The sequence below is a fragment of the Rathayibacter sp. VKM Ac-2928 genome (assembly GCF_022815545.1).
In the GTDB taxonomy this organism is placed as follows: Bacteria; Actinomycetota; Actinomycetes; order Actinomycetales; family Microbacteriaceae; genus Rathayibacter; species Rathayibacter festucae.
In genome coordinates, this window is record NZ_JALGRU010000005.1 from 37,382 (window position 1) to 62,977 (window position 25,596).

Below are 25,596 nucleotides of genomic sequence, written 5' to 3' on the forward strand. Positions count from 1 at the left end.
TCCTCGTGATCGGTCGATTCGGCGGCGTGGTCATCGCTCAGTCGCGCCCCGTGAGCGCCCAGGCGTCGTCGTCGGAGCCCTCGTCGTCGTCGTGGTAGTCGGTCGCGACCGGGCCCGAGGGCTCCGCCAGCGGATCGGCGTAGGCGTCGGGTGCGGTCGGCGACGGCGCGGCGGCGTGCTCGCCGGGCTCCTCGCCGCGCATCCGCGAGAGGACCCCCGGCAGCTGCTCGGCGGTCACCAGCACGTCGCGCGCCTTGGACCCCTCGGAGGGGCCGACGACCTCGCGGGACTCGAGCAGATCCATCAGGCGGCCCGCCTTAGCGAAGCCGACGCGGAGCTTGCGCTGCAGCATCGAGGTCGAGCCGAACTGCGTGCTGACCACGAGCTCCGCCGCGGCCATCAGCAGCTCGAGATCGTCGCCGATGTCGGAGTCGATCTCCTTGCGCTGCGCCTGGACCGTGATGTCCTGGCGGTACTCCGGCTGGGCCTGCCGCGTGACGTGCTCGACGACCTTGGCGATCTCCTCCTCGCGGACCCAGGCGCCCTGGACGCGCATCGGCTTGTTCGTGCCCATCGGCAGGAACAGGCCGTCGCCCTGGCCGATGAGCTTGTCGGCGCCGGGCTGGTCGAGGATGACCCGAGAGTCGGTGACGCTCGTCACGGCGAAGGCCAGGCGGCTGGGCACATTGGCCTTGATCAGGCCGGTGACGACGTCGACGCTCGGCCGCTGGGTGGCGAGCACGAGGTGGATGCCGGAGGCCCGGGCGAGCTGGGTGATGCGGACGATCGAGTCCTCGACGTCGCGCGGGGCGACCATCATCAGGTCGGCGAGCTCGTCGACGACCACCAGGAGGTAGGGGTAGGGCCGGAGGACGCGGTTGCTGCCCGCGGGGAGCTTGATCTCGCCGCTGCGCACCGCCGCGTTGAAGTCGTCGATGTGCCGGTAGCCGAACGACGCGAGGTCGTCGTACCGCATGTCCATCTCCTTCACGACCCACTGAAGTGCCTCGGCGGCCTTCTTGGGGTTCGTGATGATGGGCGTGATCAGGTGCGGGACCCCGCCGTAGATCGTGAGCTCGACGCGCTTGGGGTCGATCAGCACCATCCGGACGTCCTGCGGGCTCGCGCGCATCAGCAGGCTCGTGATCATCGAGTTCACGAAGCTGGACTTGCCGGAGCCGGTGGAGCCGGCGACGAGGAGGTGCGGCATCTTGGCGAGGTTGGCCACCACGTAGCCGCCCTCGACGTCCTTGCCGACGCCGATCGTCATCGGGTGGGTCGACGTGGTCGACGCGGCGGAGCGCAGGACGTCGCCGAGCGAGACGATCTCGCGGTCGGTGTTCGGGATCTCGACGCCGATCGCGCTCTTGCCCGGGATCGGCGAGAGGATGCGCACCTCGTTGCTGGCGACCGCGTAGGAGAGGTTCTTGCTCAGCGCCGTGACGCGCTCGACCTTGACGCCCGGGCCGAGCTCGATCTCGTAGCGGGTGACCGTCGGGCCGCGGGAGAAGCCGGTGACCGTCGCGTCCACGTTGAACTGCTGGAGCACCTCGGTGAGCGCGCGGACCATCTCGTCGTTCGCCGCCGAGCGCGCCTTCGACGGCGTGCCGGTGGAGAGGGCGGAGGCGGACGGCAGGCGGTAGGGGGTCTCCTCCTCGAAGGAGGAGTCGAAATCGGCGGTCGGGTCGGCGGCGATCGGCGCGATCGGACCGGTCTCGATCACCGGCGGGAGCGGGACCGCGGGGGCGACGTCGAGGTCGTCGAGCGCGATGACGCCGGTCGCGTCGTCGTCCACCACGCCCAGCGGGATGCGGGTGGTCGCGCTCTGATCGTGGCGGGCCAGGGCGGCCTCGGCCGACTCGGCCTCGGAGATCACCTCGGTCGCGTAGGAGCGGGTGGGCGGGTCGGCCGGCTCGTCACGCTCGGCGGACGCCGGCTCCTCGAGCGCGGTGTCGAAGCCCTTCGCGCGGCCGCGGCCCTTCCGGCCCTTCGGCGCCTCGTCCTCGTCGCCGAGCGCGTCGATCGGCAGCTCGGCCTGGACGGTCGGCTCGTCCTCGCGACCGGAGTCCGTGCGGCGCCACCAGGGCAGCTCGCCGCCGTCCTCCTGCTCGTCCTCGGCCTTCTCGCTCTCGGCCTTCGCGGCGGCCTTGCTCGCCGCCCTCTCCGCCTTGAGGCGCGCGCGCTCCTCGTCGTCGAGGACGGGGGCGCCGAAGAGGTAGCCGTAGAGCTCGCGCGAGCGGGCGGCGATCCGGTTCGGCGGGGTCTTGGTGATGATGAAGAGGGAGAGCAGGACGACCAGGGAGAGGAGCACCGTGGCGCCCGGCACGGTCGCGATCGCCACGAGGGGCGCGCCCACGAGCCAGCCGAGGACACCACCGGCGGCGGCCATCTGCTCGATGCCCGACCCCGGCTGCGGCGCGCCGAGGTGCGCGTGGCAGAGCCCGGCGGAGGAGATCAGCAGGACGGCGAGGCCGACGCCGATGCGGCCGTTGTCGTCGACCGAGCGCGGGTGGCGGAACAGCCAGAGCGAGAAGAGCAGCAGCACCACGGGGAGGACGTAGGCGACGCGGCCGAACAGGCCGCCGAAGCTCCAGGCGTCGAGCACGAGGGCGACCGGGTCGGTCGCGAGGAACCACTCCACCACCGCGCCGGTGATTGCGAGCAGCAGGAGCAGGAAGGGGACGCCGTCGCGGCGCTCCTCCTTCGCCAGGCGCTCCGGACCGAGCGCGCGGGCGGCACCGCCGGCCAGGTGCGCCAGCGCCATCCAGACGGTGACGAGCGGATTGGTGCGCGGGGTCGAGCTGAACGCGACCGTGCTCTTCTCGGACGATCCCCGCCCGGAGCCGCGGCCGTTGCGCGGAGTGCTCGAGCGCGCGGGGGCGCTCGCCTTCGCGCGGGGGGTCGTCTTCGGAGTCGTCGCCATAGGGCCACCGTACCCGCCGCCTCCGTCATCGCCGCGGACCCGCGCCGGGGGGCGGCGGGCGCGCGGGGCCCGTACCGCGCCCTCACCGCGCCTGCTCAGCGCAGCGTCGCGACCATCGTCTCCGCGTCGCCGCGGTCGGCCACCGCGCTGAAGCCCTCGCTCCGGTAGAGCCGGCGGGCGAAGTTGTCCGTCGACACGTTGAGCGAGACGCGCGCGTAGCCGGCGGTGCGTGCCTGATCCAGTGCGGCGCGCAGCAGCCCGCGGCCGATGCCCTGCGCGCGCCAGACCGGCCGCACCCCGAGGGTCAGCTCGGGCACGCCCGCGGCGACGAACCCGCGGCCGGGTGCGGCGGCGCTGAAGAGGCGGAACCAGCAGGCGCCGATCCGCTCGCCGTCGGCGGTCTCGGCGACCGAGCCGAGATCGCCGGGCCGGGGCCAGCCGGCGACGTAGCGGCGGGTCGACTCCTCCTCGAGGACGTCGATGCGGGTGCGGGCCGCCGTCCAGTTCCAGTTCGCCGCGTCGACGAGCATGTCGGCGAGGAAGGGGGCGTCCTCGCGGCGGGCGGGGCGGATCGAGTGGTCCATGCGCGGTCTCCGTGGGGGATCGGGTCTGGCATGAGGTGCGGACGGGTGCCCGGGGGCGGGTGACGGTGCGGGAACGGGTCGGAGCGTCGGGGGCACTCCGCCCGGGGTCAGGCCTCGATGACGAGGGGGACGATCATCGGGCGGCGGCGGTAGGTGGTGTTCACCCAGCGGCCGACGACGCGGCGGATGCTCTGCGAGAGCGCGTGCTGGTCGCTGACTCCGCTCTGCACCGCCTCCTCGAGGGCCTTTGCGATGCGCGGCTTCACGTCGTCGAAGACGCGGTCGTCCTCGGCGAACCCCTTGGCGTGGATCTCGGGACCGACGACGATCCGGCCGGTGCCCGCCTCCACGACGACGATGATCGAGATGAAGCCCTCCTCGCTGAGGATGCGGCGGTCCTTGAGGTCGGCGTCGGTGATCTCGCCGACGGACGAGCCGTCGACGTAGACGAAGCCGAGGTCGAGCTGGCCGGCCACGGTCACCACGCCGTCGCGGAGGTCGAGGACCGTGCCGTCCTCGGCGATGATCGTGTTCTCCTCCGCGATGCCGGTGGCCTGCGCGAGCTTCGCGTTGGCGACGAGGTGGCGGTACTCGCCGTGCACCGGCAGGACGTTGAGCGGCTTGAGGATGTTGTAGCAGTAGATCAGCTCGCCGGCGGCGGCGTGACCCGAGACGTGCACCTTCGCGTTGCCCTTGTGCACCACGGTGGCGCCGAGCTTGGTCAGGCCGTTGATCACGCGGTAGACGGCGTTCTCGTTGCCCGGGATGAGGCTCGACGCGAGGATGACGGTGTCGCCCTCGCCGGGCTGGATCTGATGGTCGAGGTTCGCCATCCGGCTGAGCACCGCCATCGGCTCGCCCTGCGAGCCGGTGGACATGTAGACGATCCTGTCCTCCGGGATGTCGCCCGCCTTCTTGACGTCGATCAGCACACCCTCCGGCACCTTGAGGTACCCCAGGGTGGCCGCGATGCCCATGTTGCGCACCATCGAGCGGCCGAGCAGTGCCACGCGGCGCCCGTTCGCGTGCGCGGCGTCGAGCACCTGCTGCACCCGGTGCACGTGGCTGGAGAAGCTGGCCACGATCACCCGGCGGGTCGCCTTCGCGATCACGCTCTCGATGACCGGGCCGATGTCGCGCTCGTTCGGCGTGAAGCCGGGAACGTCCGCGTTGGTCGAGTCGACCATGAAGAGGTCGATGCCCTCCTCGCCGAGGCGGGCGAAGGCGCGGAGATCGGTGATGCGACCGTCGAGGGGGAGCTGGTCCATCTTGAAGTCGCCGGTGTGCAGCACCGAGCCCGCGTCGGTGATGATCGCGACGGCGAGAGCGTCCGGGATGGAGTGGTTGACGGCCACGAACTCGAGCTCGAAGGGCCCGAGGTTCTCGACGTCGCCCTCCTTCACCGCGAGCGTGTACGGCTTGATCCGGTGCTCCTTCAGCTTCGCCTCGACCAGTGCGAGCGTCAGGGTCGAGCCGATCAGCGGGATGTCCCGCTTGAGCTTGAGGAGGTAGGGGACGGCGCCGATGTGGTCCTCGTGGCCGTGGGTCAGCACGACGCCGACGATGTCCTCGAGGCGGCCCTTGATCGGGGTGAAGTCGGGGAGGATCAGGTCCACGCCCGGCTGGTTCTCCTCCGGGAAGAGCACGCCGCAGTCCACCACGAGGATCTTGCCGTCGATCTCGAAGACCGTCATGTTGCGGCCGATCTCACCGAGGCCGCCGAGCGGGATGATCCGCAGCGTGCCCGCCTCGAGCGCGGCAGGAGTGATCACGGGACTGGGCATGCGCCCTCCTCTTCCTCGGTCGGGAGTCGTCCGTGCCGCTCGTGCGGCGTCAGCGTGTGGTGCCGGCGACCTTCGGCAGCGCGCCGCCCGCGGCGGCGTTGCGGTCGGGCCGGAAGTTGCGGAAGTCGACGCCGGGGATGTCCCGCACGAGGCCGAGCTCGTCCTCGATCAGGGCGGCCTCCGACTCCTCGGGGCCGACCAGCGGCAGGCGCACGCGGGGCGAGGAGATGCGGCCGAGGCCGTGCAGGATGTACTTCGCCGCGACGGTGCCGGGGACGTGGGTCATCACGGCGCGCACGAGCGGCTCGAGCTGCTGGTGCGCGAGGGTGGCGGCCCTGAGGTCGCCGGAGTTCACGGCGTCGACGATGGTGCGGTACGGCGAGGCGGCGATGTTGGCGGTGACGCCGATCAGGCCGGTGGCGCCGATGGCCAGCTCGGGCAGGACGTTGGCGTCGTCGCCGCAGAAGTACATCAGGTCGGTCTGGTTGAGGACGCGGCTGACCTCGGAGAGATCGCCCTTGGCGTCCTTCACGGCGAGGATGTTGGGGTGCTTAGCCGCGCGGAGGATCGTCTCGTAGCGGATGGGCACGCCGGTGCGGCCGGGGATGTCGTAGAGGATGACCGGGAGGTCCGTCACGTCGGCGATCATCCGGAAGTGGGTGAGGATGCCGGCCTGGGTGGGCTTGTTGTAGTACGGCGTGACGATCATGTTGCCGTCGGCGCCGGCCTTCTCGCTCTGGCGGGCGAGCTGCATCGCGTGCGCGGTCTCGTTCGAGCCGCCGCCGGTGATGATCTTCGCGCGTCCCGCGGCGACGGACTTGCCGACCTCGACGAGCCGGATCTTCTCCGGGTCGGTGAGGGTGCTGGTCTCGCCGGTGGTGCCGGTCACGACGATGCCGTCGGCGCCCTTCGCGATGCAGTCGTCGATGTGCTTCTCGACACCGGGCCAGTCGACCTCGCCGTCGGCGGTGAACGGGGTGACCAGGGCGACCAGGACCTGGCCGAAAGGATTCTCCGGAGTTGACACGAGCCCAGGGTAACGGGTCGGCGGCCGCGGGCTGGAGGCGTTCTGATCCGCGGGTGCCGGCCGGGTCTGCGGGCGCTCGTTCGATCTGCAGGCGTCGCCGAGCCGAACGGCTCTTCAGCCGCGCCGGAGACCTCGACGGGGCTGGAACACCTGCAGATCGAACGGATCCCCGCCGTGCGCCGACGGAGGGAGTCAGGTGCGGACGTGATCTCCGCGGGAGAGGGCGGCGAGGATGTCGGCCTCGACGAGGGGCCAGTCGTCGAGGACGAGGGAGGTGCGGTAGTGGCGGACGCGGTAGCCGAGCAGGCCGAGCTCGACATCGCGCCGGTTGTCGTGCTCGGGATCGTGGAACGCAGCACCGTCCACCTCGAGGGCGAGCACCTCGCCGAGCAGGAAGTCGATGCGCCGGTGGCCGATGCGCACCTGCTGGCGGAAGGCGATCCCGAGAGTTCGCAGCCGGAAGGCGACCATCGACTCCAGCCCGCTCTCGGAGGACGAACCGGCCCAGCGGAGGAGCCGCCGATGGGGAGCCGGCAGCCGCGCGAGGAGCCGCGCTCGACCTGCGGAGTCGAGGAGCCGCCGGTGCAGCGCCGATTCCAGGAGGACGAAGGCGAACTCGGCACCCTGGCAGGCCGCCGCCTCGACGACGCAGTCCTCGAGCGCCTGGATCAGCGCGGAGGGCCGCGGTGCCTCCTTCGACCAGTGGACGACGACGCCGGGATCATGGGAGAGCCGGACGGCGTGACGGTCCGGATCGCGGAGTCGCGAGGCGTGGGCGCGGACAGCGATGTGCAGGCCACGGAAGCGCGGCACCCAGAGCCCGTGCGCGACGGCGGCGTTCGCGCAGGCGAGGGCCCCGCCGACGCGGAAGGCGCGCTCGACTCCGGTGTCGACTCCGGGAAGGGCGTACCAGCCCTTCCTGACGCGGAGGAGCGCTCCGGTCTTCACCGCCTCGCGGAGCTCGCGTGCGGAGGAGCCCTCGCGGAGGAACTGCTCGGTCTTCACCAGGCCTCCGGCGCGGAGGACGGAGCCGGAGGACGCGCGCACAGGGAGAGCGTGGCCGCGCAGGAAGGGCGCGCGGGCGGCGCGGGCTCCGATCGGTGGAGAATCCGACGCCACGGCTCCTGTGGAGGGTGATGCCTCCGCGGGGAGTGGTGCGGTGTGCAGGCGATCCCGGCCTGCCCGGGCCTACGCGCGCGGCTCGAGGCGGCTTCGTCCTCGGATCGCCTGCAGACCGGACAGGTACCTGCACAACGGAGAGGCGCCTGCAGAGCGGACGCGGTGCGGGCAGGGACGCTGCTAGGGGGCGACGCGGCCGTTCGCGGTGAAGGCGGCGGCGGTGAGGGGCATGAGCTGCTCGAAGTGCTGCTCCATCTGCTCGGCGGCCATCTCGATCTCGCGCTGCGGGAAGGAGGGGAACGTCGAGTCCTCGCGCTTGGTGCGGAGGGAGAGGAAGTTCATCAGCGAGCGGGCGTTCAGCGTCACGTACATCGAGGAGTAGATGTTGAGCGGCAGGACGATGCGGGCGACCTCGCGGGCGACGCCCTCGCCGAGCATCCGCTGGTACGCCTCGAAGGCCTGGGTGCTGGCGCGTCGCGTCTCGTCTACCACGAGCTCCGTCTGCTCGGGGGTGCCGGGCTCGAAGGAGTAGGCGCCGGGCTTGCCGACCTGGACGAGGTTGCGCTGGGGGCCGGGCACGTAGAAGACGGGGCGGAGCTCGCGGTAGCGGCCCGACTCCTCGTTGTAGGAGGCGATGCGGTGCCGCATGAACTCGCGGAAGACGAAGATCGGCGCCTGCACGTAGAAGGTCATCGAGTTGTGCTCGAAGGGCGAGCCGTGGCGGTCGCGCATCAGGTAGTTGATCAGGCCGCGGTCGCGCTTGCCCTGCAGCTCGCTGTCGGCCGACTCCTCGTCGAGGGCGCCGGCGAGGGTCTTCTCGCCCTGCGTCGAGACGCGGGCGGCGAAGAGGACATCGGAGTCGTGGGCACTGGAGCGGACGAGCTCGACCACGACATCGGAGCGGAAAACGGGGCTGTCGGGTTCGCTCTGCTCGGTCACGGCTTCGACGATAGAGCACGGTCCGTCGACGCAGAGCGCAATGAACGGGCGTGCAGGGCAGTCGGCGCCTACCGTGATCGCGTGGACCCTCTCCAGATCGCGGCCGCCCTGCTGGGTCTCGTCGCGCTCGGAACCGCCCTCGGGCTGCTGCGCCGCCGCGCGGCCGGGCGTGTCCGCGCGCGGCCCGACGCCTCCGCCGAGCGCATCGATCCGGCCGCGCTGGTCGACGGCGCGGTCCTCGGCCGGCGAGCGACGATCGTGCAGTTCTCCACCGACTACTGCGCGCGCTGCCCGGCGGTGCACCGGATGCTCACGGACGTCTCCGGCGGTCGCGACGGCGTCGTGCACCTCGACGTCGACCTGACCCGCCGCGCCGACCTGGCCGACCGCTTCCGCATCCTGCAGACCCCGACCCTGCTCGTGCTCGACGCCGACGGCGTGGCCCGCAGCCGCATCGCCGGCGCTCCGGCCCGCGCCGTCGTCCTCGCCGAGCTCGACCGACTGGAGACAGCATGACCACCGCCCCGCCTGCCGGCTCCGTCGATCCGCGCGGACCGCGCTTCGCCGCCTCCGTCACCGCCGTGCTGCTGCTCGCTGCCGTGGGGCTCGGGCTCGCGGCGCCGGTGCCGGCGGACTCCACCGCCCGACTCGTCCAGCCCGGCTTCCTGCTGCTGGCGGTCCTCGCGGCGCTGTTCGCCTGGTCGGCCTCCCGCGGTGTCGGCTCGGGGCCCTGGGCGGTCGTCTTCCGCCGCCTCATCCGGCCCCGCCTCGCTCCGCCGGCGGAGTGGGAGGACGCCCGCCCCCCGCGCTTCGCCCAGCTGGTCGGGCTGCTCGTCACCGCCGCGGGAGTCGTCCTGCACCTCGCCGGAGTGCCGGGCGCGGTCCCCGTCGCCGCAGCGATCGCCTTCCTCGCCGCCTTCCTCAACGCGGCGTTCGGCCTCTGCCTGGGCTGCGAGCTCTACCTGCTCCTGGTGCGCGCCGGGGTCCTCGGCCGCACGGCCGGCTCCCGGGCCTGAGGCCCTAGGCTGAATCCCGCTTCGCGGGCGGCCCGCGACGGGCCTCGGGAGGCACCATGAGCGAATCGACCGCACGGCACTCGGACCAGGACGGCACCGGCAGCGCCGGCGACTCCCCCCGGCGCTCCACCCGCACGGCGGCACCGCGGCCGGCCGTGCCGCCCGGCGAGGCGCCGGACACGGCGACCCGCGCGCAGGAGGAGCCCGCGGCTCCGAAGCGGCTGCGGGTCCTGATCTCCGGGGCGAGCGGCATGATCGGCTCGGAGCTGGTGCGCCAGCTCCGCTCGGACGGGCACGAGATCTTCCGCCTGGTCCGCCACGCCCCGACCAGCCCGGACGAGTTCCACTGGGCGCCCGCCTCGCACATGCTCGACTTCAGCGTGCTCGACCGGGTCGACGCCGTGATCAACCTCTCGGGCGCCTCGATCAGCCGCCTCCCGTGGACCTCCTCGTACAAGCGCGAGATCCTCGATTCGCGGGTGCAGGCCACGCAGACCATCACCGACGCGATGCGGATGGCGTCCACTCCCCCGTCGATCCTGCTCAACGCCTCGGCCGTCGGCTACTACGGCGACCGGCCGGGCGAGGAGCTGACCGAGGAGTCCCCCCGCGGCGAGGGCTTCCTCGCCGACGTCGTCGAGCGCTGGGAGCAGGCGGCGCTGCTCGCTCCCGAGACCGCGCGCGTCGTGACGGTGCGCACCGGGCTCGTGCTCGGGAACGGCGGCGCCCTGAAGCCGCTGCTGCCGTTGACGAAGCTGGGACTGAGCGGCCCGCTCGGCGGCGGACAGCAGTACTGGCCGTGGATCAGCCACTACGACGAGGCCGCCGCGATCCGGCACCTGCTGACCTCGTCGCTGTCCGGCCCGGTCAACCTCGCGGGGCCCGAGGCCGCGACGGCGAACGAGGTCATGAGCACGCTGGCCGAGCTGATGCACCGGCCGTTCAAGCTGCCCGTCCCCGAGAAGATCATCGAGCTCGCACTGCGCGACGCGGGGCACGAGCTGCTGCTCTCGAGTCAGCGGCTGGTGCCGCAGCGGCTGCTCGACGACGGCTTCGTCTTCCGGCACCGCACGGTGGCCGAGGCGCTGCAGGCGGTGCTGGCGGACTGAGCGCCGCCGATCAGGCGGGCCGCTCGCGCTCCAGGGCGATCGAGCGGCGGATCGCCCCGCGGGCGCGCTTGCGGTCACCGCTCGCGTCGTAGGCGAGGCCGAGCCGGTACCAGGCGCGCCAGCTCTCGGGGTCCTCGTCGACGTCGGCCGCGTAGCGCGGGAAGAGCGCGTCGGCCTCGGTCCGGTCGAGTCGGCCGGTCGCACTGGATTCGAGGACCTCGGAGGGCAGGGCGTCCTCGGACTCGAGGCGCCGGGCCAGCTTCTCGGCGCGGACGCCGAAGGAGATCTCGCGCACGAGCCCCCAGACGCCGACTCCGCCGAGGACGAGCAGGCCGATGCCCATCACGATGCCCGGCACCGTTCCGGCGGCGAAGGCGACGTACGAGTACTGCAGGCAGACGAAGAGGTAGAGCGCGAGGAGGACGGCCATCAGGCCGACGCCGATGCGGGTCCTCACGGGGCGCTCGTGGCGGCCGCGGCCTGGCCGGAGGGCACGTCGTCGCTGATCGCCGGCTCGTCGCGGACCTGCTCGGCCAGGGGTGCGGCGTCGAAGGCGGCGCGGAGGTCGATCAGCGCGTCGAGGCCGACGACCACGCCGGTGGTGCTGCGCACGGCGTCGAGGGCGCGGAGGATGCCGGCCTCGTAGGACGCGGAGGACGTGGTGTCATGGCGGATCGTGACCGTCTCGCCGGTGCCGCCGAAGACCACCTCCTGGCGCGCCTCGACCCCGGGCAGGCGCAGGCTGTGCACCGGGATGCTCGCCACCTGCTGGCCGCGGGCGCGCTGGTCGGTGTGCGGCGCCTGAACGGGGCCCAGCTCGGCGCGCGCGCGGAGCAGCAGCTCGGCGGTGCGCACGGCGGTGCCGGAGGGCGAGTCGACCTTGCGCGCGCCGTGGGTCTCGACGATCTCGACCGCGTCGAAGAAGCGCGCCGCGACGGTGGACAGCGCGGTGGCGAGGACCGAGCCGAGCGAGAAGTTGGGGATGATCACCACGCCCGCGCCGGGCTGCGCGTCGACGCTGCGGCGGAGCGCCGCGATGCGGTCGCCGGTCCAGCCGGAGGTGCCGACGAGCACCTTCCTGCCGTTCGCGACGGCGAGGTCGACGATCTGCTGGCTGACGGCGGGAAGCGTCATGTCCACGACGACGTCCGCCGCGAGCATCTCGCGCGGGTCGCTGCGCGAGCCGAGCCGGGCGACGAGGTCGAACTCCTCCGAGGCCTCGATGAGCGAGCAGGTGAGGGAGCCGAGTTTGCCGGTTGCACCGACGACGGCGACGGAGGTGGTCACCGTGCCAGCCTAACGACCGCGGGTGGGGTGGGACTGCGGGCGGAGCGGGATCTCGATACGCCCGCTGCGCGAGCTACTCGATCAGCATGAGGGCGACACGGCCGCAGGCGACTGCGCGATCACGGGGACGGCGACAGCTCCGCTTCATGCTGGTCGAGCAGCCCCGGTGGGGCGTATCGAGACCGACCGTCGCCGGCAGGGCGGGTCTGCAGGCTTCTGTTCTGACGCTGGTGGATCTCGAGACGCCCGCTGCGCGGGCTGCTCGATCAGCATGCAGGCGATGTCAGTAGGACTGGGCCTCGGGGAGGCCGGTGCGCAGCTCGACCGGGAGGTGGGCGAGGTCGTTGTGGACGACGAGGACCGGGGGCTTGCGGGAGCGGACGCGGATGATCGTCAGGCCGCAGTTGGCCTGGTTCACGCCGAGCCAGCGCCAGTCGGGGGCGTCGAAGACGTGCCGGACGAACCAGCCGATGACGAAGTTGTGCGTGATGAGCAGGTCGTGGCGGTCCTCGCGGGACGGGGCGAGGAACTCGGCCACGGCGTCCTGCATCTGCGCGTGCCCGGCGTCGATCTCGGCCGGGGTGACGCTGCCGAAGAACGGCTCGAAGGCGCGCGGCATGTCCGGGGTCGGGCCGGAGGGGATGCAGTCGAACAGCAGCGAGGACGGCTCGATCGACAGCCCGGGCAGGACCGCCTGGAAGCGTGCGGCGGTCTCCTCCGCCCGGCGCAGCGGCGAGTGCCACGCCCCGGTGAAGGGGACGCCGCCGAGCCGCTCGGCGATGAGCCGGGCCTGGCGCTCGCCACGGGCCGACAGCGGCCCGTCGGGCATGCCGTGCTCGGCGTCCTGCTGCTCGCCGTGGCGGACGAGGTAGATGTAGTGGGACACGGAGGTCCTCCCTGGTGCGGCGCGACGGTGCGCGGTCAGCGGGTGTTCTCAGAGCGGATCAGGCCGCTGGAGTGGTCTCGATCTCGGCGATGCCGGCGAAGGTCGACTCGTCGACCGCCCCGACGGCCGAGATCGACGACGGCCCCCGGGCCAAGTCTGCCGCGAGTGCCTGGACGTCCTCCGCGCCGACGAGGGCGAGTCGGCGCAGGCTCTCGTCGAGGTCGACGAACTCGCCGAAGGTGAGCTCGGAGCGGCCGAGCCGCGACATCCGGGTGTCCGAGTCCTCCAGGGCGAGCGCTGCCGCGCCCGAGAGCTGGCCGCGGGCGCGGGCGAGCTCCTCGGCGGTGACGCCGTGCTCCGCCAGCCGGGTGAACTCGGCCAGCAGCAGCTCGGCGACGGTGCCGGCCTTCGACGGCGTGCAGGCCGCGTAGAGGCCGAAGAGCCCGGCGTCGGAGTAGGACGGGGCGAAGGAGTAGACGGAGTAGGCCAGGCCGCGCTTCTCGCGCACCTCCTGGAAGAGGCGCGAGGACATGCCGCCGCCGAGGATCGAGTTCAGCACGCCCATCGTCATCCGCCGGTCGTCCGCGGCGGCCAGGCCGGGGAAGCCGATCAGCAGGTTCGCCTGCTCGGTCGGGCGGTGCGTGATCGAGAGGGCGGTGCCGCGGGTGAAGACGGCCGAGCCGCCGACCCGGCGCTCGACCGGCGCGGCCGGCGTGCTGAGATCCCAGCCGTCGGCGGCGAGGACGCGCTCGAGCTGCGCGACGAGCACCTCGTGGTCGACCGCTCCCGCGACCGTGACGACGAGGTCGCGCGGGCGGTAGGCGGCGCGGTAGTGCGCCCAGACGGCGTCCCGGGTGGCCTCGCCGATGATGGCGGGGGTGCCGCCGATCGGGCGCCCGAGCGGGTGCTCGCCGAAGACGGCCTCGAAGAGCCGCTCACTGGCGACGTCGGCCGGGTCGTCATCGGCCATCGCGAGCTCCTCGAGGATGACGCCCCGCTCCGTCTCGAACTCGGCCGGGTCGAGCAGGCTCGAGGTGACCATGTCGCCGATGACCTCGACCGCCATCGGCAGATCGCGGTCCTGCACCTTGGCGTAGTAGCAGGTGTACTCCTTGGCGGTCAGCGCGTTGTGCTCGCCGCCGACCGAGTCGAAGGCGACCGCGATGTCGAGCGCCGACCGGGTGCCCGTGCCCTTGAAGAGCAGGTGCTCGAGGAAGTGCGTGGAGCCGAAGTTGGACGGCACGGCGGGACGTCCGTCGACCGCGGGAAGGGCGGGCGCCTCGTCGCGGGAGCCGGCCGCGACCCAGAAGCCGATCGTCGCGCTGCGGGCTCCGGGCATCGCCTCGCTGAGGATGCGGACACCGCTCGAGAGGACGGTCCGGCGGACGAGCGAGCCGCCGGCGGCCCCGATGGTCGTCTCCGGCTGTTCGAGAGGGAGTGCGACACCGTGGTTCATCCGGCACAGCCTAGGCCACCTGCACCGGGTGATCCCTGCGCGACCCGTCAGCGGCGGGCGCGCTCCAGGGCCGCCAGGTGCCCGGCGTCGAGCTCGAGCGAGACGGCGCGCACCACCGCGTCGACGTCGGCGGGAGATCGCGGGGCGACCGCAGCCGCGGTCACTCCCGGCCGGAAGAGCAGCCAGGCCAGTGCGACGGCGGCCGGGGTGGCCGAGAGCTCGGCGCCGATGGCGTCGAGGGCGACCAGCACGCGCCGCCCGCGCCGCCCGACGTGGGCGGCGGCGAGGACGCCGTCGGGGAGTCGGCCGAGCTGCCGTCGTCCGCGCTCGACGCCGTCGAGGAAGCCGTGCGCGAGCGGCGCCGTGCAGAGCAGCGAGAGACCCTGGCCGGCCGCGACGAGACCGAGGTCGCCGTCCGCCCGGGTGCTGTCGAGCAGGCTGTAGGGCAGCTCGACGCCGGCGAACCGCGGGTGGCCGTGGCCGGCGAGCACGCGCGCCTCGAAGAGCTCCTCGGCGGCGAATCCCGAGGCGACGGCGGTGCCGACGAGACCGCGCGCGAGCAGCACCTCGACGGCGCTGAGCAGCTGGTCGAGGCGACCGGCGCCATCGGGGCGGACTGCGAGGACGTCGAGTCGCTCGACTCCGAGGCGTCGCAGCGACTCCTCGACGCGGGTCACCAGGGCGCGCGGGGAGGCGACGGCGGACGGGGAGCCGCCGAATCGGCCGAGCAGCCGGAACCGATCGCGGTCGCGGTGGCCGGCGAGCCAGGCGCCGATCCGCTCCTCCCCCGACGCGGATCCGGCCGTGTCCGCGACGACGACGCCGTCGCCGCCCCAGGCCGCGAAGCGCTCGAGCAGCTCGGGGCCGCCGACCTCGCGCCGCGCGAGCGCTGCGGCGTCGAGGACGAGCGGGAAGAGGGACTCGGCCGTGTCGCCGAGCGAGCGCCGGAGGGCGGCGGGGGCCACGACGGGTCCGCTGTCCGCGAGGGGCGGATGCGCCGCGGTGCCGCGCACCGTCCGCGCGCCGGAGCCGGCCTTCACCCTCGCCACTCGCCCACTCCCCCGCGGCGGTCGGGTCCGCCGAGACCGAGGGTATCCGAGCGCGGCGGGCGCCTCGCGGGGCGCTCGGGAACGCTTAATCCGATCGTTACACGGTGTTCTCCGGCGGTCTCGCGAGGGTGCCCGGCGACGGTGCGGCGACCCCGCCGGCGTCGGTGGTGGCGGCTAGATTCGGGCCATGGAGCCCCTCACCCCGACCCCCGCGACGCCCTGGTGGACGAGCGCGGTCGTCTACCAGATCTACCCCCGCTCGTTCGCCGACTCGAACGGCGACGGGTTCGGCGACCTCGGCGGCATCCGCGCGCATCTCGACCACCTCGCCGACCTCGGCGTGGACGTCGTCTGGCTGTCGCCGGTCTACCCGTCGCCCCAGCACGACAACGGCTACGACATCTCGGACTACCAGGACATCGACCCGCTGTTCGGCTCGCTCGAGGAGTTCGACCTGCTCCTCGCCGAGGCGCACGAGCGCGGCATCAAGCTGGTGATGGACCTCGTGGTGAACCACACCAGCGACGAGCACGCCTGGTTCGTGCAGTCGCGCTCCTCGCAGGAGGACGCGCAGCGCGACTGGTACTGGTGGCGGCAGGGGCGCGAGAACGCGGCTCGGGAGGCGGTGCTCGCGCCGGACGCCGAGCTCGAGGCGACCGCGGAGGCGGGCCTCGACGTCGCCGAGCCCAACGGCTGGCGCTCCTACTTCTCCGGCCCGGCCTGGACCCTCGATCCGGCGACCGACGAGTACTTCCTGCACCTCTTCGCGGTGCAGCAGCCCGACCTCAACTGGGAGAACCCGGAGGTCCGGCACGCGGTGCACGCGATGATGAACTGGTGGCTCGACCGCGGGGTCGACGGCTTCCGGATGGACGTCATCAACCTGGTCTCGAAGAACGTCGAGGAGATCGACGGGCCGGGCGGCGGCTCCGGGATCGTCGGCGGGGTGGGCCCCCGGCTGCACGAGTACCTCCGCGAGATGAACGAGGCGGTGTTCGCCGGGCGCGACGCCGCGCTGATGACGGTCGGCGAGATGCCGGGCGTCACGCTCGAGGAGGCGGTGCTCGTCACCGACCCGGAGCGGCGCGAGCTCGACATGGTCTTCCAGTTCGAGCACGTCGGGATCGACCACGGCGTCGACAAGTTCCACCCGGTCCCACTCGATCTCGTCGCCCTCAAGGCGAATCTCGCCCGCTGGCAGGACGGACTGGCCGAGCGCGGCTGGAACAGCCTCTACCTCGGCAACCACGACCAGCCCCGGCTGGTGTCCCGCTTCGGCGACGACGCCACCTGGCGCTACGAGTCGGCCACGCTCTGGGCGACGCTCCTGCACCTGCAGCGCGGCACGCCGTACATCTACCAGGGCGACGAGATCGGCATGACCAACGTGCCGTTCGCCGGCATCGAGGACTTCCGCGACGTCGAGTCGCTGAACTACTACGCCGAGGCGGTGGAGGAGCGCGGCGAGGACCCGGAGCAGGTGCTCGCGGGACTGCGCGCGCAGAGCCGCGACAACGCGCGGACGCCGGTGCAGTGGGACGGCGGACCGCAGGCCGGCTTCACGACGGGCGAGCCGTGGATCCCGGTCAACCCGAACCACGTCGAGGTGAACGTCGCGGCCGACCGTGCGGCGGAGCGCTCCGTCTTCGAGTACTACCGCGCGCTGATCGCGCTGCGGCACGAGGACGAGACGGTGCAGCTGGGCCGCTTCGCCCTGCTCGAGGCCGAGCATCCGACGCTCTTCGCGTTCACCCGCACCGGGGCGAGCGAGCTGCTCGTGGTCGGCAACGTCTCCGGCGAGCCGCTCGAGGTCGCGCTGCTCGAGGAGTGGGCCGGAGCCGAGACGGTGCTGGGCAACGTCGCGGGCGCGTCGGGATCGACGCTCGGGCCGTGGGAGGCGCGCATCCTGCGTCGCTGACCGCCGGACCGGCAGCACCCCTGCTCGGCGGGGCGCTGCCGGGCCGGCCTGTGCTGCCCACCGACCTGTGGGGGCGCCGCTCAGGCGGAGGCGCGGTCGAGCTGGGCGATCTCGCTCCGGGTGATCGGCAGCGTGGCGGCTCCGAAGATCGATGCCAGTTCCTCGGCGCCGCGGGCGCGCACGATGACGGCCGAGACCTCCTGGTGCGCGAGCACCCAGGCGAGCGCGGCGGTGCCGGGGTTGCTGCCGTGCGCCTCCGCGACCTCGTCGAGCGCCGCGAGCACCTTGTTGCCGTGCCGGCCGACGTAGTCGAGCGCGGCCTCGAACATGACCGACTCCGGCTCGTCGGAGCGGTGGCGCAGCCGACCCGTCAGGTAGCCGCTCGCGAGCGGCAGGCGGGCGAGGGTGCCGAGACCCTGGCGGAGCACCTCGGGGGCGACGTCGGCCTCGTAGTGCTTGCGCTCCATCAGGTTGTACTCGGCGATCACCGCGGTGAAGGCGGGCAGGCCGAGGTCGCGAGCCGCCGCCTCCGCCTCGGCCAGGGCGGCCCCGCTGAAGTGCGCCGCGCCCAGGGCGCCGACCGAGCCGTTCTCGATGAACGGGGCGACGGCGGCGAGGCTCTCGGCGATCGGGACCTCCGGGTCCTCGCTGTCGAAGGAGAGCAGGTCGATCCGGGTGCCGAGCCGCTCCAGGCAGCCCTCGATCGCGACCCGCACGTCCTCGGCCGCGAGGCCCGGGGCGTCGGGGTGGCGGCCGACCTTGGTGGCGACGAGCAGCTCGTCGCGCCGGGTGGACTGCTCGAGCCAGCGGCCGATCATGTACTCGCTGCGCCCGGTGGCGTAGTGGTCGGCGGTCGAGATCAGCGTCCCGCCGAGCTCGGCGAACGCGTCGAGGACCTCGGTGGTCTCGTCGATGCTCGCGGCCCAGCCGAAGACGGAGCCGTCGAGGGCGACCGGGTGCACGGGCAGACCGGTGGCTCCGAGGAGGCGGGGCGGAAGGGGCGTCTCCGGCGCGAGGGCCGGGGGCGTCGAGTCGGTCACGGGGTCCTCCGGTCGGGGCGGTGCGACGGCACGGTCCCGCCACCGTACCCCACGGACGACGGGCCGCCGGCCCACCGGGGTGCGGCCGTACTCCGGGAACGACGGACGCCCGCCCCACCGGAGGGGACGGCCATCACCCCCGGGAACGACGGACGCCCGCCCCACCGGAGTGGGACGGGCGTCGGTCGTGCGGGAGGGATCAGCTCTCGGCGGGGACCTCGACGGGCGCCTCGGCGTCCTCGGCCACGACGGGCGCGAGGGACAGCTTGCCGCGGTCGTCGATCTTGGTGATCGAGACGAGCAGCTTCTGGCCGACTCCGAGGACGTCCTCGACGTTCTCGACGCGCTTGCCGCCGGCGAGCTTGCGGACCTCGCTGATGTGCAGGAGGCCGTCCTTGCCGGGGAGGAGCGAGACGAACGCACCGAAGGTCGCGATCTTGACGACGGTTCCGAGGAACTGCTCGCCGACCTCGGGGTTGGTCGGGTTCGCGATGGCGTTGACCTGGGCGCGAGCGGCCTCGGCCGACGGTCCGTCGACGGCACCGATGTAGACGGTGCCGTCCTCCTCGATGGAGATGTCGGCGCCGGTCTCGTCCTGGATCGCGTTGATCGTCTTGCCCTTGGGGCCGATCAGCTCGCCGATCTTGTCGACGGGGATCTGGACCGAGATCACGCGGGGCGCGGTCGGGGCCATCTCGTCGGGCTGGTCGATGGCCGCCGTGAGCACCGCGAGGATCGTGGTGCGCGCGTCCTTGGCCTGCTTGAGCGCGGCGTCGAGGACCGACGACGGGATGCCGTCGAGCTTCGTGTCGAGCTGGATGGCCGTGACGTACTCGGAGGTGCCGGCGACCTTGAAGTCCATGTCGCCGAGCGCGTCCTCGGCGCCCAGGATGTCGGTCAGCGCCGCGTAGCGGGTGTGACCGTCGACCACGTCGGAGACGAGGCCCATCGCGATGCCCGCGACCGGGGCGCGCAGCGGCACACCGGCGTTGAGGAGCGACAGGGTCGATGCGCAGACGGAGCCCATCGAGGTGGAGCCGTTGGAGCTGAGCGCCTCGGACACCTGGCGGATCGCGTAGGGGAACTCCTCGCGGCTCGGCAGCACCGGCACGAGGGCGCGCTCGGCGAGGAAGCCGTGCCCGATCTCGCGACGCTTCGGCGACCCGACGCGGCCGGTCTCACCGGTCGAGTAGGGCGGGAAGTTGTAGTGGTGCAGGTAGCGCTTCTTCGTGACGGGCGACAGCGAGTCGATCTGCTGCTCCATCTTGAGCATGTTCAGCGTGGTGACGCCCAGGATCTGGGTCTCGCCGCGCTGGAAGATCGCCGAGCCGTGGACGCGCGGGATGACCTGCACCTCGGCGTCGAGCGGTCGGATGTCGGCCAGGCCGCGGCCGTCGATGCGGACGCCGTCGCGGAGGATGCGGCCGCGGACGACCACCTTCGTGACGGACTTGTACGCGGCGCCGACCTGCGCGAAGGCCTCGGCGGAGAGGCGGCCGGAGGCGATGCGCTCGGCGATCTGCTCCTTGACCTTCGCCTTGAGGGCGTCGTCGGCGTCCTGACGCTCGACCTTGTCGGCGATCTGGTAGACGCGGACGAGCTCGTCGTAGCTGAGCTCGGCGACGTTGTCGTAGGTCTCCTGCGCGTAGGGCAGGAAGACCGGGTAGTCCTTGACCGGCTTCGCGGTCTCGGCGGCCAGCTTCGACTGCGCCTCGACGAGCGCGCGGAGGAAGGGCTTGGCGGCCTCGAGGCCCTGGGCGACGACGGCCTCGTCGGGCTTGGTGGCGCCCGCCTTGATGAGGTTCCACGACACGTCGGTGGCCTCGGCCTCGACCATCATGATGGCGACGTCCGAGGAGCCGTCCTCGTTGGTGACGACGCGGCCGGCCACGGTGAGGTCGAAGACGGCGTTCTCGAGCTGCGAGGCCTTGGGGAAGGCGACCCACTGGTCGTTGCCGGAGCCGTCGGACATGAGCGCGAGGCGCACACCGGCGACCGGGCCCGAGAAGGGCAGGCCGGAGATCTGGGTCGAGGCGCTCGCGGCGTTGATCGCGAGGGCGTCGTAGAACTCGTCCGGGGCGATGCTGAGGACCGTGATGACGATCTGGACCTCGTTGCGCAGGCCCTCGACGAACGAGGGGCGCAGCGGCCGGTCGATCAGACGGCAGACCAGGATCGCCTCGGTGGAGGGGCGGCCCTCGCGGCGGAAGAACGAGCCGGGGATCTTGCCGGCGGCGTAGGAGCGCTCCTCGACGTCGACGGTCAGCGGGAAGAAGTCGAAGTTGTCCTTCGGGTTCTTCGACGCCGAGGTGGCGGAGAGGAGCATGGTGTCCTCGTCGAGGTACGCGGCGACCGCGCCCTGAGCCTGCTGCGCGAGGCGGCCGGTCTCGAAGCGGACGGTGCGGGTGCCGTACGAGCCGTTGTCGAGAACGGCTTCGGCGAATGTGATTTCAGGACCTTCCAAGAGGTCTGTCTCCTTAACGTCTGCAGCGGCACCCCTCTGGGCGCCGGCGTTCGTCGGAGCGGCATGACGGTCAGGAATCGCACGCGATCCCACGGCAGGGCTTCGTGCCGTGCCGTCGTGTGGAGGGCGTTCGTGCTGGCCACCAGTAGAAGGGCTCCGGGTCTGCCCGACATCGTCCACTGCGCTGCAGCAGCGCGTGATGTCGCGAACCGGGACTCCACCACCGAGGACCAGCTTCCTGCCGGCCTGCTCCGTGGTTCGAACCCGACGGCGACCGGCGGTCGCTCCCGGATTCGGAACCGGTTCATGCTATCAGTGCGGGCCCCGATCGACCAGGAACCGCGGGATCGCCGCGCGGCTCCGCCCCGGGATCACCGCCGCACGGCTACCAGATCGTGCCGGCCCCGACGGTGATCGCCGCGAGCATCAGCGCGCCGAGGACGAGTCCGACCACCGCGCGGGTCACGCCCGCGCCCCGCCGCGCGCCGCCCTTGACGAGTCCGACGACACCGAAGACGACGGCGAGCAGGTCGAGCGGGCCGCCGAGCAGCAGGCCGATGAACAGCGGGATCGGGGTGAGGAGCACGCCCAGGATCCCGAGGACGAGAGACGCGGTCGCGGCGGCGTTGCCGAGCGGGGCCGCGGGCGGTGCGAGCGGAGCGAGGTCGCCGGTCCACGCGCGGCCGTCCCAGTAGCGCTGCGTGTTCACCTGCGCCGGGTCCGGGTACCAGCCGGCCGGCGGACCCGCCGCAGCCGGCTCGTCCCAGAAGCCGGCCGCCGAGCGGTCGGCGCCGGCCGGGCCCTCGGCGTCAGCCACGGGTCTCGTGCATCAGCAGCTGGACCCGGAGACCGCCCTTGCCCTTCACGATGCGGGCGGGGATGCGCGGCTGCTTGCCGGCCTCGGCGAGCCGGGCCAGGGCCGCCTCGACCACGTTCTCGAGCCCGCGGGGCACGTAGCCGACGAGATCGGTCGGCCGGTGGTTCGCGAAGAGGCGGACCGGCATCGGGGCGTCGGTGCGCTCCTCCTCGATCGTGCGGCGCGGGATGACCGCCGTGATCTCCTCCTCGCCGAGGGCGTGCACGCGGGCCAGCTCGTCCTGGTGCGGCAGGGAGTCGGCGATGCCCAGGAGGGTGTCGCCGCGCTTGGACTTCGGCCGCAGCTCGTAGTCGTAGTCGTCGAGCTTGCCCGAGCCGCGGTCGCCGGCGGGCAGGGGGTCGGAGTCGGAGCGGCCGAACGAGAAGAGCTTCATGCCTCCATCATGGAGCGCCGGGGCCGCCCGTGTCGCGGGCCGCGCCCGCCTCCCGCGGCGGGCGTCCTCAGACGGCCGAGCGCAGCATCCGCGCGATCGCCACCAGCACCAGCGCGAGCACGATCGCGACGAAGCCGACCAGCACCGGGACGGCGGGGAGCACGGCGAGCGCCGCGCCGATCAGGAGCACCGGGACCGCGAGACCGACGTAGGAGGCGAGGAACATCCCGGCGAGGACCTCGCCGCGGGTCTCGTCGGAGGCGAGCGAGCCGGCGACCCCGAGCGCCAGGCGGAAGATCAGGCCGACGCCGGCCCCGGCGATCACGCCGCCGCCGATGAAGGCGGGCAGCACCACGGCGACGGCGCCCCAGGCGACCAGGGCGAGCCCGACGGTGAGGGCCGCGGCGGAGAGGAGCAGCGCGCGGCGGACCGGCAGGCGCGCGGCGGTCAGCTGGGCGACGGCTCCGGCGGCGAAGACACCGAAGGAGACGACGCCCGCCAGCAGGTGCGAGGTCTCGCCGAAGCGGCCGGCCAGGAAGATCGGTGCGAGCGAGGTGAAGAGGCCGAAGACGGCGAAGCCGGCGAACGCGCCGACCGCGGCCGACAGGAAGGTGCCGCGCGAGGCGGCGGGGACGGCGAGCCGCTGCGGGCGGTAGGCGGGCAGCTCCTCGCGGCGCTCGACGGTCTCGGGGACGAGGGCGACCGCGATGCCGAGCACGACGAGCAGTACCAGGAAGACCTCGTAGGGCACGACGAGGGGGCGGTCGACGGTCACCGCGAGGACGCCGCCGATCAGCGGGCCGAGGGCGAGGCCGCCGACGTTGACGAGGGTCGAGACGGCGCGCGAGGCGCCGGGTCCCTCCTCCGGCCGGGCGATCGCGCGGAGCTCGGAGAGGTGGGCGGTGGCGGTCGCGGTGAGCGCGCCGACGCCGATGCCGGTCAGCAGGCGGGCGACGATCAGGCCCGGCACGTCCGGCCAGAGCAGGAAGACGATGCTCGCCAGCACTTCGACGAGGATCGCGGCGAGCAGGATGCGCCGCCGGCCGAGCCAGTCGCTGACGTGACCGGCGAGGAAGAGGCTGGCCACCACTCCGACGGCGTAGGCCGCGAAGATCACCGTCACGACGAAGGCGGGGAAGCCGTCGCGCTGCTGGTAGATCGCGTAGAGCGGGGTCGGCACGGTCGAGAAGGCCATCACGGAGAGGAAGGCGACCGCGATCACCCAGAAGCCGAGGTGGTGCCCGAGCTCGGGGCGGCGTGCGGCGGAGGAGGCGGTGCGGGCGGTCGTGCGCTCGGCGGGGGTTCCGGTGGTCGGCATGCGCCCAGACTGCTCCTCCCGATCGTCCACGTCCAACGGAGGATCATGGACGCATTGATCGACGATCCTGCATGATTCTCGGATGGACGATCGTCAGCTCGCCGCCTTCGTCGCCGTCGCGGAGGAGCTCAGCTTCACCCGCGCGGCCGCCCGCCTCTACGTGGTGCAGTCGACGCTGTCGGCGACCGTCCGCGCGCTCGAGCAGGACCTGGGGGCGCCGCTGTTCACCCGCTCGACGCGGCGCGTGGCGCTGACGGCCGTCGGCGAGGCGCTGCTGCCCTCGGCCCGCGCGGCGATCGACAGCGTCGACCGGATGCGCTCGCTCGCGGCGGAGGACGCGGCGGGGCTCCGCGGCCGGGTCCGGGTCGGCACCTTCTCGGCGCTCGACATCCTCGACCTGCCGGGTGTCCTCGGCGCGTTCCGGCGGCGGCATCCGCTGGTCGACCTGCTCCTGCGCACCTCGCCGAGCGGATCGACCGGGCTGGCAGAGGACCTGCGCCGTGGCCGGCTCGACGTCGCCCTGCTCGCGCTGCCTGTCGCCGAGCTGGACGATCTCGCCGTGACGACCGTCGTCCGCGACCGGTACGTGCTGCTGGTCGACAGCGCGGACCCGCTGGCAGGGCTGGTGCGGCCCTCCCCCGCGGACCTGGAGGGCGCGGCGTTCATCGACACCCCGTCCGGCTTCGGCAACCGCGTCAGCGTGGACCGGGCCTTCCGTGCGGCGGGAGCGACGCGACGGGTCGCGACCGAGGTCGCCGATCTGCCCGCCATCCCGCTCTTCGTGCAGGCCGGTCTGGGACCCGCGGTGGTCCCCCGATCGGGCATCGCGCCGCTGGAGGGGGTGACCGCGATCGAGCTCGACTGGCCCGGGCTGGTCTGGGAGGTCTCGGTCTGCAGTGCGCAGCGCCCCTCCGCGGCCGTGCAGGCCCTCACCGCGCTGCTGGCGGAGCGGACCGGGGCGGTCTGACGCCTCGGCCGGTCCGGCCCGCGGGCGCTCAGCCCTGGCGTAGGGGCCCGCGGACGATCGAGTCTCCCGAGTGCTGCGGGTCTCCGTCGTCGGGCTCCTCGGAGATGTCGACGAGCGAGTACTCGGAGAGGTCGATGTCGGCGGGGACCGTGAAGCGGCCGTCCGTGCCGTCCAGCACCCCGAGCCCCACCAGTCCGGTGGCGTCGGCGGCGATCAGCCAGACCTCGCGGTAGGAGTCGGTCGCGCCGGCCGCGTCGAGGTGCACGACCAGCCGGCGCTCGCCGTCGGCGTCCTCGAGCTCGGCGCTGCCGCTCGCGCCCTGCCAGTCGGGGAAGGCGGCGAGATCGGCGCGGGCGACCACGACCGCGTCGGTGCCCTGCGACGCCTGCAGCCAGAAGCCGCCGACGACGCCGATCGCCAGGGCCGCGAGGGCGGCGAGCGCTGCGGGGAGCAGCCGGCGAGCGCGCGGTCGGCGGTGCGAGGGCGTGTGGCGGCCCACCGGGAGCGCGGTGACCGGGGCGATCGGCGCATCCGCGCTCCCCAGCGCGAGCTCCCCGCGGATCCGGTCCCAGACCTCCGCCGGCGGCGCCTCGAGGGTCAGCGAGCGGCTCTGCCGGCCGAGACCGGCGGCGTGGCCGAGCTCGACCAGCTGCTGAGCGCACTCGGGGCACGCCTCGAGGTGGGCGGCGGCGTCGGCGGAGGAGTCCTCGCCGAGGGCGAGGAGGGCGAGCTCGTCGGGATCGAGGTGGGTCATGTGCTGCTCACCTCCAATCGGGAGCGGAGTCTGTCGAGACTGCGGCGGATGTGGCTCTTGACGGTGCCGAGCGGCAGGCCCGTCAGCTCGGCGATCTCGGTGTGGGTCAGGTCGTCGTAGAAGGCGAGGCTCATCACCCGCCGCGGGACAGGGTCGAGGCGGGCGAGCTCGTCGGCCACCAGGACCCGCTCCTCGAGATCGACCGCCGGCTCGCCCTCGTCCGCCGGGGCGACCGCGACCAGCGCGGCGGTGAGCCGGCGCTCGCGCGAGCGGTTCTCGTGGGCGTCCGCGATGCGCTTGCGCGAGATTCCGACCAGCCAGGCGCCGAGCGCCGCGCGGCCGGGGTCGAAGCTGCCGCGCCCGGTCCAGGCGGAGACGAAGACCCGCTGGACGACGTCCTCGGCGTCGCCGCGGTCGCCGAGCGAGCGCAGGGCGAGGGTGAACACGAGCGGGGACCAGCGGGAGTAGGCCTCGGCGAGCGCCGACTCCTCCCCCGCGGCGAACCGGAGGCCGAGGCGCTGGACGAGGGCGCGCTCGTCGGCGGCCTCGTCGTCGGGCTCGCGGGTCTGGGCGTCGCTCAGGGGGGTCCTCCTGGACTGGGGGCGGCAGCGGAGCCCGGTCGCGAGTGGCTCTGCGGCCGGCGGCGCTGCGGTGACGCTCATGCTACGGCTCGCTCACGGCGGGAGCACGGAAGCGGCCGGCGGGA

23 protein-coding genes are annotated in these 25,596 nt (G+C 73.0%); 5 read left to right on the forward strand and 18 right to left on the reverse strand.

All coding sequences use genetic code 11. The features are described 5' to 3' along the window. Window positions 1-37: 37 nt before the first annotated feature. From MT350_RS17415 to thyX, 6 genes are all read right to left on the reverse strand, one after another. On the reverse strand, window positions 38-2,923 hold the full coding sequence (locus MT350_RS17415) for a DNA translocase FtsK (RefSeq protein ID WP_243598662.1): 2,886 nt from the start codon (window positions 2,921-2,923) through the stop codon (window positions 38-40). Between the two features lie 95 nt (window positions 2,924-3,018). After that, window positions 3,019-3,507: a GNAT family N-acetyltransferase gene (locus tag MT350_RS17420; RefSeq protein WP_123444536.1), complete on the reverse strand. Its 489-nt coding sequence runs from the start codon at window positions 3,505-3,507 to the stop codon at window positions 3,019-3,021. A gap of 107 nt (window positions 3,508-3,614) precedes the next feature. Continuing rightward, window positions 3,615-5,291 (reverse strand): ribonuclease J, encoded by a 1,677-nt coding sequence (locus MT350_RS17425; RefSeq protein WP_243598661.1) that lies wholly within the window; start codon window positions 5,289-5,291, stop codon window positions 3,615-3,617. 49 nt (window positions 5,292-5,340) lie between these two features. Continuing rightward, the gene (gene dapA, locus MT350_RS17430; RefSeq protein WP_173287593.1) at window positions 5,341-6,318 is read right to left on the reverse strand and encodes a 4-hydroxy-tetrahydrodipicolinate synthase; all 978 of its coding nucleotides are present in this window, start codon (window positions 6,316-6,318) and stop codon (window positions 5,341-5,343) included. Between the two features lie 192 nt (window positions 6,319-6,510). Further along, window positions 6,511-7,365 carry a type IV toxin-antitoxin system AbiEi family antitoxin domain-containing protein gene (locus tag MT350_RS17435; protein ID WP_243598660.1) on the reverse strand — a complete coding sequence of 285 codons (855 nt, stop codon included), beginning with the start codon at window positions 7,363-7,365 and terminating at the stop codon, window positions 6,511-6,513. Window positions 7,366-7,617: 252 nt separating this feature from the next. Then, the gene (thyX, locus tag MT350_RS17440) at window positions 7,618-8,376 is read right to left on the reverse strand and encodes an FAD-dependent thymidylate synthase (RefSeq protein WP_243598659.1); all 759 of its coding nucleotides are present in this window, start codon (window positions 8,374-8,376) and stop codon (window positions 7,618-7,620) included. A gap of 81 nt (window positions 8,377-8,457) precedes the next feature. Between thyX and MT350_RS17445 the strand changes: the two genes are divergently transcribed. The 3 genes from MT350_RS17445 to MT350_RS17455 are packed head-to-tail and all read left to right on the forward strand — an operon-like array spanning window position 8,458 to window position 10,501. Then, complete coding sequence (locus MT350_RS17445) at window positions 8,458-8,892, forward strand: thioredoxin family protein (protein ID WP_243598658.1); 435 nt, start codon at window positions 8,458-8,460, stop codon at window positions 8,890-8,892. Then, complete coding sequence (locus MT350_RS17450; protein ID WP_243598657.1) at window positions 8,889-9,392, forward strand: DUF4395 domain-containing protein; 504 nt, start codon at window positions 8,889-8,891, stop codon at window positions 9,390-9,392. The genes MT350_RS17445 and MT350_RS17450 overlap by 4 nt, the downstream gene beginning before the upstream one ends. A 56-nt stretch (window positions 9,393-9,448) precedes the next feature. Continuing rightward, on the forward strand, window positions 9,449-10,501 hold the full coding sequence (locus MT350_RS17455) for a TIGR01777 family oxidoreductase (RefSeq protein WP_279392004.1): 1,053 nt from the start codon (window positions 9,449-9,451) through the stop codon (window positions 10,499-10,501). Window positions 10,502-10,511: 10 nt separating this feature from the next. On the opposite strand, the gene MT350_RS17460 is transcribed toward MT350_RS17455, so the two are convergent. The 5 genes from MT350_RS17460 to MT350_RS17480 all read right to left on the reverse strand — a co-directional run bounded on the left by MT350_RS17460 (window position 10,512) and on the right by MT350_RS17480 (window position 15,179). Next, complete coding sequence (locus MT350_RS17460; protein WP_243587340.1) at window positions 10,512-10,958, reverse strand: hypothetical protein; 447 nt, start codon at window positions 10,956-10,958, stop codon at window positions 10,512-10,514. Continuing rightward, complete coding sequence (gene dapB / locus MT350_RS17465; RefSeq protein WP_243616322.1) at window positions 10,955-11,788, reverse strand: 4-hydroxy-tetrahydrodipicolinate reductase; 834 nt, start codon at window positions 11,786-11,788, stop codon at window positions 10,955-10,957. The genes MT350_RS17460 and dapB overlap by 4 nt, the downstream gene beginning before the upstream one ends. 283 nt (window positions 11,789-12,071) lie before the next feature. Further along, complete coding sequence (locus MT350_RS17470) at window positions 12,072-12,674, reverse strand: histidine phosphatase family protein (RefSeq protein WP_123447881.1); 603 nt, start codon at window positions 12,672-12,674, stop codon at window positions 12,072-12,074. A gap of 58 nt (window positions 12,675-12,732) precedes the next feature. Next, a complete protein-coding gene (locus MT350_RS17475; RefSeq protein ID WP_123737198.1) occupies window positions 12,733-14,130 on the reverse strand; it encodes a pitrilysin family protein in 1,398 nt (465 codons plus the stop codon). A gap of 47 nt (window positions 14,131-14,177) precedes the next feature. Next, complete coding sequence (locus tag MT350_RS17480; RefSeq protein ID WP_243598655.1) at window positions 14,178-15,179, reverse strand: aldo/keto reductase; 1,002 nt, start codon at window positions 15,177-15,179, stop codon at window positions 14,178-14,180. A 187-nt stretch (window positions 15,180-15,366) separates the two neighbouring features. Here MT350_RS17480 and MT350_RS17485 point away from each other — a divergent pair, with 187 nt between their 5' ends. Beyond that, window positions 15,367-17,097, forward strand: a complete 1,731-nt coding sequence (locus MT350_RS17485) for an alpha-glucosidase (RefSeq protein ID WP_243616323.1) — start codon at window positions 15,367-15,369, stop codon at window positions 17,095-17,097. Between the two features lie 80 nt (window positions 17,098-17,177). Here the strand turns inward: MT350_RS17485 and MT350_RS17490 are convergent, their stop codons facing one another. From MT350_RS17490 to MT350_RS17510, 5 genes are all read right to left on the reverse strand, one after another. Continuing rightward, window positions 17,178-18,137 (reverse strand): aldo/keto reductase, encoded by a 960-nt coding sequence (locus MT350_RS17490; protein WP_185020530.1) that lies wholly within the window; start codon window positions 18,135-18,137, stop codon window positions 17,178-17,180. 199 nt (window positions 18,138-18,336) lie between these two features. Next, window positions 18,337-20,601, reverse strand: coding sequence for a polyribonucleotide nucleotidyltransferase (locus MT350_RS17495; protein ID WP_123447886.1), 2,265 nt, complete (start codon window positions 20,599-20,601; stop codon window positions 18,337-18,339). Between the two features lie 385 nt (window positions 20,602-20,986). Beyond that, entirely contained in the window at window positions 20,987-21,418 is a 432-nt protein-coding gene (locus MT350_RS17500) for a DUF2510 domain-containing protein (protein ID WP_243598653.1), read from the reverse strand. Continuing rightward, entirely contained in the window at window positions 21,411-21,851 is a 441-nt protein-coding gene (locus tag MT350_RS17505; protein ID WP_243616324.1) for a hypothetical protein, read from the reverse strand. Before MT350_RS17505 ends, MT350_RS17500 begins: the two co-directional genes overlap by 8 nt. A gap of 67 nt (window positions 21,852-21,918) precedes the next feature. Next, window positions 21,919-23,169 carry an MFS transporter gene (locus MT350_RS17510; protein ID WP_243616325.1) on the reverse strand — a complete coding sequence of 417 codons (1,251 nt, stop codon included), beginning with the start codon at window positions 23,167-23,169 and terminating at the stop codon, window positions 21,919-21,921. 82 nt (window positions 23,170-23,251) lie between these two features. Between MT350_RS17510 and MT350_RS17515 the strand changes: the two genes are divergently transcribed. After that, window positions 23,252-24,136: a LysR family transcriptional regulator gene (locus MT350_RS17515; protein WP_123447890.1), complete on the forward strand. Its 885-nt coding sequence runs from the start codon at window positions 23,252-23,254 to the stop codon at window positions 24,134-24,136. A 28-nt stretch (window positions 24,137-24,164) separates the two neighbouring features. On the opposite strand, the gene MT350_RS17520 is transcribed toward MT350_RS17515, so the two are convergent. Together MT350_RS17520 and MT350_RS17525 are read right to left on the reverse strand one after the other, a co-directional pair. After that, window positions 24,165-24,890, reverse strand: coding sequence for an anti-sigma factor (locus tag MT350_RS17520; protein WP_243598650.1), 726 nt, complete (start codon window positions 24,888-24,890; stop codon window positions 24,165-24,167). Then, window positions 24,887-25,552, reverse strand: a complete 666-nt coding sequence (locus MT350_RS17525) for an RNA polymerase sigma factor (RefSeq protein ID WP_243598649.1) — start codon at window positions 25,550-25,552, stop codon at window positions 24,887-24,889. Before MT350_RS17525 ends, MT350_RS17520 begins: the two co-directional genes overlap by 4 nt. Window positions 25,553-25,596 lie beyond the last annotated feature (44 nt).

Coding starts and splice junctions, on each gene's coding strand:
- MT350_RS17485 (WP_243616323.1), top strand. CDS start 15,367: ATGGAGCCCCTCACCCCGACCCCCGCGACGCCCTGGTGGACGAGCGCG.
- MT350_RS17450 (WP_243598657.1), top strand. CDS start 8,889: ATGACCACCGCCCCGCCTGCCGGCTCCGTCGATCCGCGCGGACCGCGC.
- MT350_RS17515 (WP_123447890.1), top strand. CDS start 23,252: ATGGACGATCGTCAGCTCGCCGCCTTCGTCGCCGTCGCGGAGGAGCTC.
- MT350_RS17455 (WP_279392004.1), top strand. CDS start 9,449: ATGAGCGAATCGACCGCACGGCACTCGGACCAGGACGGCACCGGCAGC.
- MT350_RS17415 (WP_243598662.1), bottom strand. CDS start 2,923: ATGGCGACGACTCCGAAGACGACCCCCCGCGCGAAGGCGAGCGCCCCC.
- MT350_RS17505 (WP_243616324.1), bottom strand. CDS start 21,851: ATGAAGCTCTTCTCGTTCGGCCGCTCCGACTCCGACCCCCTGCCCGCC.
- MT350_RS17510 (WP_243616325.1), bottom strand. CDS start 23,169: ATGCCGACCACCGGAACCCCCGCCGAGCGCACGACCGCCCGCACCGCC.
- MT350_RS17475 (WP_123737198.1), bottom strand. CDS start 14,130: ATGAACCACGGTGTCGCACTCCCTCTCGAACAGCCGGAGACGACCATC.
- MT350_RS17425 (WP_243598661.1), bottom strand. CDS start 5,291: ATGCCCAGTCCCGTGATCACTCCTGCCGCGCTCGAGGCGGGCACGCTG.
- MT350_RS17520 (WP_243598650.1), bottom strand. CDS start 24,890: ATGACCCACCTCGATCCCGACGAGCTCGCCCTCCTCGCCCTCGGCGAG.
- MT350_RS17420 (WP_123444536.1), bottom strand. CDS start 3,507: ATGGACCACTCGATCCGCCCCGCCCGCCGCGAGGACGCCCCCTTCCTC.
- MT350_RS17525 (WP_243598649.1), bottom strand. CDS start 25,552: ATGAGCGTCACCGCAGCGCCGCCGGCCGCAGAGCCACTCGCGACCGGG.